Below are 12,822 nucleotides of genomic sequence, written 5' to 3'. Positions count from 1 at the left end.
GCGGCGACAAGCCTCATCGCGAGCAGGCTCGCTCCCACAGTTGGACCGCGTGTGGCCAATCAAATCGGTTAACGGCGGTGCTGAAATGCAGTCCTTACAATTGGACACGTGGTATCGAGGGACACCGACCCACTGTGTGCGAGCCTGCTAGCGATGAGGCCCGCAAGATCACATCAACTTAACGCCTTGAGCCGGCCTTCGATAAACCGCCGCTCCGGCGCTTGCTGCGTCAATGCCAGGGCCCGCTCATACGCCTCCCGCGCCTGTTCCACCCGCCCCAACTGCCGACAAAACTCCGCCCGCGCCGAATGCGCCAGGTGGTAATCCAGCAGATCACCGCGCGCCAGAATCGCCTCCACCAGAATCAACCCCGCCATCGGCCCATCGCGCCTGGAAATCGCCGCTGCCCGGTTCAACTCGATCACCGGCGAAGGCACCGCCCGCAGCAACACGTCATACAGCCCGACGATCTGCTCCCAATCGGTTTCATCCACCGACGGCGCTTCGGCATGCACCGCGGCAATCGCCGCTTGCAGGCAATACGGACCGAATCGACGACTGCTCAACGCCCGCTCCACCAGCGTGCAACCTTCGGCAATCATCTCGCCGTCCCACAGCGTTCGATCCTGCTCATCCAGCAAAATCAACTCGCCGTTCGCGCTGGTTCTGGCCACCCGCCGCGACTCGTGCAACAGCATCATGGCCAGCAAGCCCATGACCTCCGGTTCCGGCAGCAACTCCATCAATAGCCGGCCGAGACGAATCGCCTCGCGCGTCAGGTCTTCGCGGGTCACTTGTGCGCCGATGGACGCGGAGTAACCCTCATTGAACACCAGATAAATCACCCGCAGCACGCTGTCGAGGCGTTCGGGCAGTTCTGCCAGTGAGGGCACTTGATAGGGAATTTTTGCGTCACGGATTTTTGCCTTGGCACGCACAATGCGTTGGGCGATGGTCGCCGGCGCCGAGAGAAAGGCCCGGGCGATTTCTTCCGTGGTCAGGTCGCAGACTTCCCGCAGGGTCAGCGGCACCTGGGCATCCGCCGCCAATGCAGGGTGACAACAGGTGAAGATCAGCCGCAAGCGATCGTCTTCCACGTCTTCGTCACTCCAGTCCGCCTGCTCCAGCGCTTCCAGTTGCGCCAGCAACAATGGCCGCGAAGCATTGAACCGCGCACGTCGACGCAGCACGTCGATGGCCTTGAACCGCCCGGTGGACACCAGCCAGGTACGCGGGTTGTCCGGCACGCCGTCCTGTTGCCAGCGCTCGACCGCGACGAAGAACGCCTCGTGCAAGGCCTCTTCGGCGAGGTCGAAGTCGCCGAGCAAGCGAATCAAGGTCGCCAGAATGCGCCGCGACTCTTCACGATAAACCTGCTCGACCCGCGCCTTGACCGCCGCAACCACCATCATTCAAGGATTCAGCTGGCGCACGGGGCGCACTTCAACGCTGCCGACCCGCGCCGCCGGGATGTTCCCGGCGACCTGGATCGCTTCGTTGAGGTCCTTGGCATCGATCAGATAGAACCCGGCCAATTGCTCCTTGGTTTCGGCGAACGGGCCGTCGGTGATCGACATTTTGCCGTTGCGCATGCGCACCGTGGTGGCGGTCTGCACGGATTCCAGCGCCTCGGCGGCGACCATCCGGCCGCTGCCCTGGACCGACTCGGCATAAGCCATGCACTCAGAATCGTGCGGGCTTTCCGGCAGCGAATGCAGTAACTGCTCATCGCTGTAGACCAGGCATAAATACTTCATCACGCTCTCCTTATCGAACGGATCAACGATGGCCGTGGATCGGCACTTTGGCGCTGTTTGCGATAAAAAACTTCAGGGCTTGAGGTCGAACAGCGGTGCGCCGGTCTGCATGTCGAACGGCGCCGACCAGTGCTCATGAACGATCTGCCACGACCCGGCTGCCTGACGGTAGCACTGCGAGACGCGCATCCAGCAGGCCTGGGTTTCGCCTTTCTCGTTGGTGCCACCACAATGCGCCAGCCAGTGAGCGAAAGCGATTTCCTGGGACGGTTCGATGGTCACCTCGTGGAACTCGAAGATGTGCGGGCCGGGGCACATTTGCATGCATTCCTGCCAATGGGCGCGGTAGGCCGGCTTGCCCTTGAATTGCAACGCCTTGACCGCATCGAAGGAGACGATGTCATCGGCATACAGCGCCATGACTTTTTCCACGTCCTTGGACATGACGGCCTGGCGATAGCTGTCGATCAGGTTCTGGATCTGGGTTTGCGAGTTCATGGTGGTTCTCCGTGGTTTTTATGGGAAGACACCCTTAGTCGTCTGGCGATCCGGTGAATCGACAGGTGAAATAAAAATAATCCAGATCGCCGGAATCGCTAGAATCCGAGACTCAATAGATGATGGAAAAAGGACACTCCAGTGACAGCCCGACTCGTGCCGTATGAAAGCCTGAATGCGCAGCAACGCCTGCAGGTCGAAGCCATTGAAGTACATCCCGAGCAAATAAAGTTCTCCGGTGACATCCACGGTGCTTTGCACACCTTGTTGTCCAAGCCCGGCCCGGGCGTCAAAGGATTTGCCCTGCTGGCCGAAGACATTCCCGTGGCCTTCCTGCTGCTCAAGCGCCCACCTGCGCTTCCGGCCTGGGCCAATGAACACAGCGCCACCTTGCATGCGCTGCAAGTCGACCAACGGTCCCAAGGCAAAGGTTATGGCAAGGCCTGCCTCAAAGCGCTGCCCGAGGCGGCGCGCTTGGCCTGGCCGGAGATTCGCGGGTTGGAATTGTCGGTGGATGCGGACAATGAATCGGCCATTGGCTTGTATGCCAAATTTGGCTTTGTCGACAGTGGCGAGGCGTACAAGGGGCGGATTGGGTATGAGCGGCGGATGGGGATGATTTTCCAGGCTACCCACAAGGTTTTGTAGTGATTCAGAAATTGAGCACCATCTCATGCCACGCCATGCCACCATGGTCAGACGCTGATGGCTTGATGTAGGCAAAACCGAAACCGGCATACAGCGGAATGTGCCGTTCCTTGCACATCAGGTGGATGCTGGTTTTGCCCAGCGCACGCATGCGCTCGATGAATTCGCCCATCAAACGTTTCGCCAACCCCTGCCCTTGATAATCCGGGTGCACCACCACCGACATGATCACCACGTTCGGCCCGTCCGGGTCGTGGCCGATCAATTCCTTGAACGCTTCGTCCGACATTTCCACCTGAAACGCCGCACCCGAATTGATGAAACCGGCCACCACGCCGTCCACTTCGGCAACGATGAAACCTTCGGGCCAGGTGGCGATGCGGGTGGCGATTTTCTCGCGGGTCGCGGCTTCGTCACCTTCGTAGGCAACGGTTTCGATGGCGTAGCAGCGGTCCAGGTCGGCCGGTGTGACATTGCGGATAACGGTGTTCATGGCAGCTCGGGGTCAGCGAAGAATTGGTTGGGGAATGTTAAATCAGCAGCAACGTGACATCGAGTGGCGAATCTCCCGATCCGCCGCTCGATGCCTGGATTACGCCTTGATCGGCAGCCAGATTTCCAGCTTGCCGGTGTTGAGCTTCGGGTTGAAATCTTCGCTGTAGCGTTCGAACTCCGGGGCGTCCGCCGCCTCTTTACCGGACTGCGGCAACCAGGTTTTCCAGATGTACTGAAAGGTCGCGGGCAACTGATCCAGCGAACCTTTGTGCTCGAACACCGCGTAATGCTGAGCCTGAATCTCGATCCAACGGTACTTGTCTGGCAGGTCGTCGAGCTTGTCGATCTCGACGCCGGCGATGTACTCGAATCCCCCTTTGCCATCCGGATTGCAACAGATGCCGTAGGTTACTTCGCTTTTTTGACCAGGAATCCTGCCCATCTCCGGAATGAATTTCTCCCAGAGTGCGGGAATGCCTTGGGTTGTATCCTGGGTAAATCGGCCACCCAGCCCGGCAATCAGCAGGAAATGCCCGTGCTCAAAACGGGGTTCGGACACTTCGACGCGTGTTTGCTCATCCATGACTCGACTCCTGAAGCTAAAAAGTGGGTTCGGCTGGGAGTATAGAAGCCAAACCCGGTTCGCCCGGTTAGAGTGCGTGCAACTGCTCGGCGGCGCCTGTGCCAACAAACTCGTTGTAGCCCGATAGAATCACATACACCGCGAAATAGCAGAAGATCGCCGCCGATGCCATGTAGGAGTAGCGCAGCAATTTGTCGCCGAGCAACTTGCCGCCGTGGCTTGCGGCAAAGCACAGGCCGACACACCAGAGGATCCCCGCGCAGAGAAAACCGCCGAGAAACAGCGCGGAACTGAGGGCGTCACCGCCACCGGAACGGGCGATCAACGTGCCCCCCACCGCAGCGAACCAGAGAATCGCACTGGGCGACGACATGGCCAGGAAGATCCCGCGAAAGAACTCTTTGCGATGGGAGTTGTGCCCGACTTCTGCCGTCTCCGCCAGCAGCGCTTCATGGTGGATCGCCGAATAAATCATCTTCGCCGCGAAGTACACCAGCAGCGCCGAGCCACCGATCCACAACACCCAGCGCACGGTTTCGTATTGCAGCAACACGGTCATGCCCGCCAGGGCCAGCACGGCGTAGATCAGGTCGCCGACGCAGGTGCCCAATCCCAGCGCAAAGCCTTGAAAATAGCCGCGCTGCATCGCCAGGGTGATCATCGCAATGTTGGCCACGCCGATGTCCAGGCACAGCGAAAGGCTCAGCAAGAAGCCACTGGTGAATTCCATCTAACCCTATCCTTCGGAAAAAATTGTTTATTTTGAGGCTGGACAGTCTGCCACAGCTGCCCTTACATTCCGCCACAGGTCACCGCAGTGACCAGCGTCGCTCGGACGGTTCCGGGCGCTTACGTTATCCGAGGCAACAATGGCCGAACAAGGTTCGCCGCGCCGCTTTGCGCGCATAGATCGACTCCCCCCTTACGTTTTCAACATCACGGCCGAGCTGAAGATGGCCGCCCGACGTCGTGGCGAAGACATCATCGACTTGAGCATGGGCAACCCCGACGGCGCCACGCCGCCGCACATCGTCGAAAAACTCGTCCAGGTCGCCCAGCGCGAAGACACCCACGGTTACTCGACGTCCAAGGGGATTCCGCGCCTGCGTCGGGCGATTTCCAACTGGTACAAGGAACGCTACGAGGTCGACATCGACCCGGAAAGCGAAGCCATTGTCACCATTGGTTCCAAGGAAGGCCTGGCGCACTTGATGCTGGCGACTCTGGATCAGGGCGACACGGTGCTGGTGCCAAACCCGAGCTATCCGATTCACATTTACGGTGCCGTGATTGCCGGCGCCCAGGTGCGATCGGTGCCGCTGGTCCCGGGCGTGGATTTCTTCGCGGAACTGGAGCGGGCCATTCGTGGCTCGATCCCTAAACCGAAAATGATGATTCTGGGTTTCCCGTCCAACCCGACCGCACAATGTGTGGAGCTGGATTTCTTCGAACGGGTCATCGCCCTCGCCAAGCAGTACGACGTCCTGGTGGTGCATGACCTGGCCTACGCCGACATCGTCTACGACGGCTGGAAAGCCCCGTCGATCATGCAGGTGCCGGGCGCCAAGGACATTGCGGTGGAGTTTTTCACCCTGTCCAAGAGCTACAACATGGCCGGTTGGCGCATCGGTTTCATGGTCGGCAACCCGGAACTGGTCAACGCCCTGGCGCGGATCAAGAGCTACCACGACTACGGCACCTTCACCCCGCTGCAAGTGGCGGCGATTGCCGCACTGGAAGGCGATCAGCAATGCGTGCGCGATATCGCCGAACAGTACCGGCAGCGCCGAAACGTGTTGGTCAAAGGCCTGCATGAACTGGGTTGGATGGTGGAAAATCCGAAGGCGTCGATGTATGTCTGGGCGAAGATTCCCGAGGCTTATGCGCATCTGGGCTCCCTGGAGTTCGCCAAGAAGCTGCTGGCTGAGGCCAAGGTGTGCGTCTCGCCGGGTGTGGGTTTCGGCGAGTATGGCGATGATCATGTGCGCTTTGCGCTGATCGAAAACCAGGATCGGATTCGTCAGGCCGTGCGCGGGATTCGCGGGATGTTTCGGGCGGATGGGCTGGTCACCAAATCCAACGCCTGACACCTATCCCCTGTGGGTGCGAGCCTGCTCGCACACATTGGATTCGGGTGTTCCCTGAAATCATGACCCACAAAAAAACCGCATCGCTGCGGTTTTTTTGTGTCTGGCGTGCGCTTAAACGAACAGCGACAACAACAGAATAAAGCCCAGGCCCACCACCGACAGGATGGTTTCCATCGCGGTCCAGGTCTTGAAGGTTTCGGCCACGGTCATGTTGAAGTACTGCTTGACCAGCCAGAAACCGGCGTCGTTCACGTGGGACAGGATCAGGGAGCCGGCACCGGTCGCCAGCACCAGCAGCTCACGGTTCACACCCGGGATCATACCGACCACCGGCACCACGATGCCCGCGCCAGTGATGGTCGCTACGGTTGCCGAACCGGTGGCAATACGAATCACCGCTGCCACCAGCCACGCCAGCAGGATCGGCGAGATCTGTGCGTTGACCGCCATGTGGCCGATCACGTCACCCACGCCGCTGGTCACCAGCATCTGCTTGAAGCCACCACCGGCACCGATGATCAGGATGATCGCGGCAGTCGGCGCGAGGCTCGCGTCCAGCCATTTCATCATTTGGCTGGAACCGATGCCCTGTTTGTAGCCGAAGGTGTACAGCGACAGCAGCAAGGCCAGCAGCAATGCCGAGATCGGGTGACCGATCAGGTCCATGAAGGAACGGAAGATGTTGCCATCCGGCAGCACCACGTCGGCGAAGGTCTTGAGCAGCATCAGGAACACCGGCAGCAGCACGGTCACCAGGGTGATGCCGAAGCTTGGCAGTGCAGCCGAATCCGTTTCGCGGGCCAGTTGATCCACCAGCTCCTGGTTCGGATGACCGGGGATGTGCTTGGCGATGAACGTACCGAAGATCGGACCGGCAATGATCGCGGTAGGCAGCGCCACGATCAGGCCATAAAGAATGGTTTTACCGATGTCGGCACCGAACACGCCAATCGCCAGCAGCGGGCCCGGGTGCGGCGGCACCAGGCCGTGTACCGCGGACAGGCCGGCCAGCAGCGGGATACCGATCTTGATGATCGACACGCCAGTGCGCCGGGCAACGATGAACACCAGCGGAATCAGCAACACGAAGCCGATTTCGAAGAACAGCGGAATGCCCACCAGGAACGCGGCGAACATCATGGCCCACTGCACTTTGTCCTTGCCGAAGGCGCGGATCAGGGTTTGCGCAATCTGGTCTGCCCCGCCCGACTCGGCCATCATTTTGCCGAGCATGGTGCCCAGCGCCAGGATGATGCCGACGAAACCGAGCACGCCACCGAAGCCGTCCTGGAACGCCTTGATGATGGTGCCGATCGGCATGCCGGACGTCAGCCCGAGGAAGGCGGCGGCAATGATCAGGGCAAGGAACGGGTGCAATTTGAACTTGGTAATCAGGACGATAAGCCCGATCACCGTGACCACTGCATCGAGCAGCAGGAACGTCTCGTGGGACATGCCAAACATTAGGGGTGTCTCCTGGTTGTTGTTGTTATTGAAGCGGGTAATTCGAAAGCCATAAGGACAGCGCTATCTCTGCAAGCTAAACATTAACCGGCACGCTTCAAGCCATGCTCGAGCCACCAGTGGTGAGCCTGAACGGCCAGTTCATCAACGCTGTGGTTCGAAGCATCGAGGGCCAGGGTCAATGGCTCGCCGACGGGGGATTCGAGGGTGGCGAACTGGCTGTCGATCAGGGTCGACGGCATGAAGTGGCCCGGCCGGTGGGAAACACGGTCGGCGGCGACTTCGGGGGTCAGCTCCAGGAACACAAAGCCCAGGCCCGGCAAGGCACTGCGCAGACGTTCGCGGTAAATAAGCTTGAGCGCCGAGCACGTCAGCACCGGGCGCTGGCCCTTGGCGTCAATGCGGCGCAATTCATCGCACAGGCTGTCGAGCCAGCCGGCACGGTCTTCGTCGTTCAGGGGAATACCCGCGCTCATCTTTTCGATATTGGCGGCAGGGTGGAAAGAGTCGCCTTCAATGGCAGTGGCGCCGCTCAGTTGGCACAGGGCTTCACTGACGCACGTCTTGCCGCAACCGGCAACGCCCATGATGACCAGGGCGGTGATGGGATGATTCATGTAACACCTCAGCGCGCAGACAGCGCTACCTTTGTCAGCTATGACACTCAAACAAAAGCAGAAGTTGCCGACGCCTTTCTTGTCATTTTATGGGTTGCAGCATGTTCGGTCTCAACGCCAAAAAGCGAGGATCAGGCGAACCCCCGCTCACGCATTTGCAGCTGCATCGAGACAGCGCTACCTTAGTGCCTTGAATTTTGTTTGGCAAGCCGTCGATGAATCCAACTAAGAACGATAAAAATACCCGCACCACTGGCCGCCCTACCCTGAACGAAGTCGCACGCCTGGCCGGTGTCAGCCCGATTACCGCTTCGCGCGCCTTGCGCGGCGTAAGCAGCGTGGCCACCGAACTGGTGGAAAAAGTCCAGAAAGCCGCGCTTGAGCTCAACTATGTGGTCAACCCTGCTGCCCGTGCATTGGCCTCGGCCCAGAGCCATTCGGTGGTGGTTTTGGTGCCGTCGTTGTCCAACCTGCTGTTCATCGACACCCTGGAAGCCATTCATCAGGTTTTGCGTCCCAAGGGCTTCGAAGTGCTGATCGGCAACTTCCATTACTCCCGCGACGAAGAAGAAAACCTGCTGCGCAATTACATGGCCTATCAGCCGCGCGGCTTGTTGCTCACCGGTTTTGACCGCACCGAAAGCTCACGACGGATGATCGAAGCGAGCAACATTCCATGCGTGTACATGATGGAGCTGGACAGCGCCGCCGGGCTCAATTGCGTCGGTTTTTCGCAACTGGCCGCTGGAGAGACAGCCGCCGAGCACCTGCTATCCCGTGGTCGCAAGCGCCTGGCCTACATCGGTGCGCAACTGGACCAGCGCACCTTGCTGCGCGGCGAAGGTTACCGCCGCGCTCTGCAGAAGGCAGGACGGTACGACCCGGCCCTGGAAGTGCTGACCCCACGCCCGTCGTCCGTAGGCCTGGGTGGCGAATTGTTTTTACAGATGATCGCCAGCCATCCGGATGTCGATGCAATCTTCTTTGGCAACGACGACCTGGCTCAGGGCGCGTTGCTCGAAGCCATGCGCCACGGGGTCAAAATCCCCGAACAGGTGGCCATCCTCGGCTTCAATGACCTGCCGGCGTCGGCGCACATGGTGCCGCGCCTGAGCAGCATCAACACCCCGCGTGAAGCCATCGGCCGCCGCGCAGCCGAACAGATGTTGACCCTGATGGCCGGCAACACGGTGGCCAGACCCGTCCAGGACATGGGGTTTGAGCTGAAGGTGCGAGAAAGCACCTGATGACACCGCTCATGCCTGCGCAGGAGCCGGCTTGCTGACGATGGCGGCTTGACCATCGACATCGATTTCGCCTGATAACAGCGATCGCCAGCAAGCCGGCTCAAACAGTTCCATACTGTGCGTGAGGTATGATTTCCAGACGCCTTATTCGCTGAGGGAGTAGCAACATGGACCACTCACTGAAGGTTCTCGGCAAAGCCTCGTCGATCAACGTCCGCAAGGTGCTGTGGACCTGCGAGGAACTGGGCTTATCCTTCGAGCGTGAGGATTGGGGCAGCGGGTTTGCCTCGACCCATAGCCCCGAGTTTCTCAGGTTCAACCCCAACGCCCAGGTCCCGGTGATCATCGATGAGGCGGGGGTGTTGTGGGAGTCCAACACCATCTGCCGCTATCTGGCCGGCAAACACCAACACCATCACGAGTTGCTGCCCGGCGAACCGGCCGCCCGCGCCCGGGTGGAGCAATGGATGGACTGGCAGGCCACCGATCTCAATGCAGCCTGGAGCTACGCGTTCATGGCCCTGGTGCGCAAGGACCCCGAATATCAGGACGCCCATCGCATTGAAGTCGGCATACGTGGCTGGAACCAGAAAATGGCCATCCTCGAACACCAACTCGCGACCACCAAGGCTTACGTCGCCGGTGCGCGGTTTAGCCTGGCCGATATCGTCATCGGCCTGTCGATCAACCGTTGGCTGATGACGCCGATCGAGCGCCCCGATTACCCGGCCATCGATGAGTATTTCAAGCGCCTGGCCCAGCGCCCGGGTTTCCTCAAGCATTGCTGTAATGGCTTGCCTTGAGCGGTCCTGCACTATCGCCCAGCATTGATGGCCATGCGGTCGAACGCTGCCGCCGCGCGGCAAGGTTTGACCGCACAACAGCCTTGCCAGCGATGCGATAAAGAACTAACCAATTGATATAAATAAGTTTTTTAATAAAGGCATACTATTTGCTCCAGGCACCGCACCACAAACACCTACAAGGTCTCTTCTCATGTTGGTCAGTGCAAAATCAAACCTGGTAGCCCCAATCCCCAAACGCCCTGGTGAAGATCCAACCGCCGAAGCCGCTGCCGGCCTTCAAAGCGTCATGGCCCAGGCCCTGCAAAACCATGTGCAGACGCAAACCACGCAAGCCGGTACGCAGGTTCAGGAATCCGCCACCCAAGTTGCCACGCAACAGGTCAGCGAGGCCGCGAAGGTGAGCGACAACGTCGATGAGGCGTTCGCCAAGACCCGCGTGAATCTGCAAGCGGTGTATGCCCCGCTGCCGGATGACGTCAAGGACCGGGTCGGCAGCGGTTCAGCAACGGACGAGTTCAAGGACTACATGAGCAAAACCCCGGAGCAGCGCATACGTGATGCGATCCTTGAGGAAATGGGGCTGACGCAGGAAGAGGTCGATGCCATGCCGCCGGAGAAACAGCAAGCGATCGGTGAAGAGATCGCCCAGCGCATGGAAGACAAGATGAAGATGGCCAAGGCCGAAGAAGCCAACGAACGTCACAACAAACCGGGCGCTGAGGCCGTGGAGCAACTGGTCGCTTCGCTTTGAGGTGTATGAAGAGATAAAGAAGGGTCCCTCTACCGGGACCCTTCTTTATTTGTTGCCCTTAATTCAACTGCAAGGTTGAGTTGAATTGACTGATCGCATCCACCACGTGCCGCGATCCCTGTTGAATTTCCAGAATCACTTCCCCCGCCTCGTTCGCCAGCTCCACCCCGAGCCCCGTTCGACTCAGGCTCGACTGCATGCTCGACACGGCACTCAAGGACAAATCGTGGTTCTTGCGCACCACGTCGACAATCTCCAGGGTCGCCTGACTCGTACGTGCCGCGAGGCTGCGCACTTCATCGGCCACCACCGCAAAACCCCGCCCATGCTCGCCGGCGCGGGCGGCTTCGATCGCCGCGTTGAGCGCCAACAGGTTGGTCTGATCGGCGATCCCACGGATGGTCTGCACGATGGTGCCGATGATGTCCGACTGTTTGCTCACCGCATCGATACTCAGCGCGGCCTGGTTCAGGTCCCTGGAAATGTCCTGGATGATCTGCACCGTTTGCTGCACCACCTCGGAACCTTTGCGCGCGCAGGCGTCGTTTTGCACTGAGGTGCTGTGGGCCGATTCCGCAGCGGTTTGCAGGGTGGTCATCTGGGCGGTGATGTCGCTGGCGAACTTCACCACTTTGTAGAGCCGCCCCTTGGTATCGAACAACGGGTTGTAGGACGCTTCGAGGTAAACCGTCTGACCCTGCTTGTTCTTGCGCTCGAAACGGTGCGAGTGATATTCGCCGCGGTTGAGCGAAGCCCAAAACGCTTTGTAGCCGGACGATTCGGCCTCGCCGCGGTGACAGAACAGACTGTGGTGCTGCCCGAGGACTTCGTTAAGCGAGTACTGCATGGTGTTCAGGAAGTTTTCATTGGCCGTGATCACCCGCCCTTCGGGGGTGAATTCGATCACCGCCATGGAACGGCTAATGGCCGACAACATGCTTTCGTTTTCATGTTCCTTGTTGACCCGCGCGGTGATATCAGTCGCGACCTTGATCACGCTTTTGACTTGCCGATCGGGCCCAAACACCGGCATGTAGCTGGCTTCAAGCCAGATTTCCTTGCCGCCCTTGCTCAGGCGCAAAAAGGTGCCACTGACCGGCTCGCCGCGGGCCAGGTCACGCCACAGCCTGGCGTACTCTTCGCTGCGATAAAACACCTCCTCGCAGAACACCCGATGGTGCTTGCCGCGAACTTCTTCAGCGCTATAACCCATGACGCTACAGAAGTTTTCATTGGCATCGAGGACGATACCCTCGGGGGTGAATTCAATCATCGCCATCGAACGACTGACCGCCGCCAACTTGGCATTGGCCTCGGTCAGCGCGCAACTGAAGCGTTCGATTTCCAGCAGGTCAGCCTTGTGATGTAGGTTAAACATGGTCGTATCACCCTATGCGCGGTCTTTTGACTTATTGAAAGTTGCGGGTCTTTCAAATCCACCACTACGTTCCACAGAACAGGCACACGCGCCCCTCCAAAATCAGGAAGGACCAGTCAGGTGATTAATGATGTTCAATCGGAGGGTCCTTGTTGCGACACTCTCATCAAGACATCCTTCTCTTGATAGCCCGCAGGCGGGCCAGCCCTAACGTGTTCATAAGAAAATTCCCTTCTCCAATACCGCTCCATTGAATTGTGTCGGTGCCTTGGAATGCGCACTCTGGAGACTAACCATCACATTGCGGTCGACATGGTTAGTTATCCGTCAGCATAGCCAGACGCGTAGGGCTTGCAAGGCCACTAGTCGGCCAGTATCGGGTACAAAATCGATTCAGCTGGAGGGGATCAAACGATGGGCGATGCAGGACGTGAAGATCGGTAAAGGCAGAATTGGCTTGGAAAACGGGGCGTTGCCCTGATCAGGCA

13 protein-coding genes and 2 pseudogenes are annotated in these 12,822 nt (G+C 59.2%); 5 read left to right on the top strand and 10 right to left on the bottom strand.

From position 1 onward, the window contains the following. Window positions 1-173: 173 nt before the first annotated feature. The 3 genes from M5G20_RS20740 to M5G20_RS20730 all read right to left on the bottom strand — a co-directional run bounded on the left by M5G20_RS20740 (window position 174) and on the right by M5G20_RS20730 (window position 2,255). A complete protein-coding gene (locus M5G20_RS20740) occupies window positions 174-1,409 on the bottom strand; it encodes an RNA polymerase sigma factor (RefSeq protein ID WP_273920648.1) in 1,236 nt (411 codons plus the stop codon). Between the two features lie 3 nt (window positions 1,410-1,412). Further along, on the bottom strand, window positions 1,413-1,757 hold the full coding sequence (locus M5G20_RS20735) for a YciI family protein (RefSeq protein ID WP_273920599.1): 345 nt from the start codon (window positions 1,755-1,757) through the stop codon (window positions 1,413-1,415). A 72-nt stretch (window positions 1,758-1,829) separates the two neighbouring features. Next, entirely contained in the window at window positions 1,830-2,255 is a 426-nt protein-coding gene (locus M5G20_RS20730; RefSeq protein WP_273920598.1) for a YybH family protein, read from the bottom strand. Window positions 2,256-2,396: 141 nt separating this feature from the next. Here M5G20_RS20730 and M5G20_RS20725 point away from each other — a divergent pair, with 141 nt between their 5' ends. Next, window positions 2,397-2,903 (top strand): GNAT family N-acetyltransferase, encoded by a 507-nt coding sequence (locus M5G20_RS20725; RefSeq protein ID WP_273920597.1) that lies wholly within the window; start codon window positions 2,397-2,399, stop codon window positions 2,901-2,903. Window positions 2,904-2,907: 4 nt separating this feature from the next. Here the strand turns inward: M5G20_RS20725 and M5G20_RS20720 are convergent, their stop codons facing one another. The 3 genes from M5G20_RS20720 to M5G20_RS20710 form a co-directional block, all read right to left on the bottom strand. Then, entirely contained in the window at window positions 2,908-3,396 is a 489-nt protein-coding gene (locus tag M5G20_RS20720) for a GNAT family N-acetyltransferase (RefSeq protein WP_273920596.1), read from the bottom strand. 99 nt (window positions 3,397-3,495) lie between these two features. After that, on the bottom strand, window positions 3,496-3,981 hold the full coding sequence (locus M5G20_RS20715) for a GyrI-like domain-containing protein (protein WP_273920594.1): 486 nt from the start codon (window positions 3,979-3,981) through the stop codon (window positions 3,496-3,498). Between the two features lie 67 nt (window positions 3,982-4,048). Then, window positions 4,049-4,711, bottom strand: coding sequence for a LysE family translocator (locus M5G20_RS20710; RefSeq protein WP_273920593.1), 663 nt, complete (start codon window positions 4,709-4,711; stop codon window positions 4,049-4,051). A gap of 139 nt (window positions 4,712-4,850) precedes the next feature. Here M5G20_RS20710 and alaC point away from each other — a divergent pair, with 139 nt between their 5' ends. Next, complete coding sequence (gene alaC / locus M5G20_RS20705) at window positions 4,851-6,068, top strand: alanine transaminase (RefSeq protein ID WP_053155458.1); 1,218 nt, start codon at window positions 4,851-4,853, stop codon at window positions 6,066-6,068. Window positions 6,069-6,182: 114 nt separating this feature from the next. On the opposite strand, the gene M5G20_RS20700 is transcribed toward alaC, so the two are convergent. Both M5G20_RS20700 and M5G20_RS20695 read right to left on the bottom strand, forming a co-directional pair. Beyond that, window positions 6,183-7,535: a GntP family permease gene (locus M5G20_RS20700; protein ID WP_273920591.1), complete on the bottom strand. Its 1,353-nt coding sequence runs from the start codon at window positions 7,533-7,535 to the stop codon at window positions 6,183-6,185. Window positions 7,536-7,618: 83 nt separating this feature from the next. Beyond that, window positions 7,619-8,152 carry a gluconokinase gene (locus M5G20_RS20695; RefSeq protein ID WP_150733645.1) on the bottom strand — a complete coding sequence of 178 codons (534 nt, stop codon included), beginning with the start codon at window positions 8,150-8,152 and terminating at the stop codon, window positions 7,619-7,621. A 215-nt stretch (window positions 8,153-8,367) separates the two neighbouring features. Between M5G20_RS20695 and M5G20_RS20690 the strand changes: the two genes are divergently transcribed. From M5G20_RS20690 to M5G20_RS20680, 3 genes are all read left to right on the top strand, one after another. Continuing rightward, window positions 8,368-9,399, top strand: coding sequence for a LacI family DNA-binding transcriptional regulator (locus M5G20_RS20690; protein ID WP_273920590.1), 1,032 nt, complete (start codon window positions 8,368-8,370; stop codon window positions 9,397-9,399). 167 nt (window positions 9,400-9,566) lie between these two features. After that, window positions 9,567-10,202, top strand: a complete 636-nt coding sequence (locus M5G20_RS20685) for a glutathione S-transferase family protein (RefSeq protein ID WP_150733647.1) — start codon at window positions 9,567-9,569, stop codon at window positions 10,200-10,202. A gap of 193 nt (window positions 10,203-10,395) precedes the next feature. Beyond that, window positions 10,396-10,956: a hypothetical protein gene (locus M5G20_RS20680; RefSeq protein ID WP_273920587.1), complete on the top strand. Its 561-nt coding sequence runs from the start codon at window positions 10,396-10,398 to the stop codon at window positions 10,954-10,956. Window positions 10,957-11,014: 58 nt separating this feature from the next. On the opposite strand, the pseudogene M5G20_RS30355 reads toward M5G20_RS20680, so the two are convergent. Further along, window positions 11,015-11,431 (bottom strand): annotated as a pseudogene (locus M5G20_RS30355) (methyl-accepting chemotaxis protein); the annotation flags it as partial. Window positions 11,432-11,560: 129 nt separating this feature from the next. Beyond that, window positions 11,561-12,229: pseudogene (locus tag M5G20_RS30350) on the bottom strand (PAS domain-containing protein); the annotation flags it as partial. Between the last annotated feature and the right edge of the window lie 593 nt (window positions 12,230-12,822).

Source organism: Pseudomonas sp. TNT2022 ID1044, from assembly GCF_028656895.1.
Taxonomy (GTDB): Bacteria; Pseudomonadota; Gammaproteobacteria; order Pseudomonadales; family Pseudomonadaceae; genus Aquipseudomonas; species Aquipseudomonas reinekei.
The sequence above is the reverse complement of the archived record's forward strand: the minus strand, read 5'-3'. Positions and strand labels throughout refer to the sequence as shown.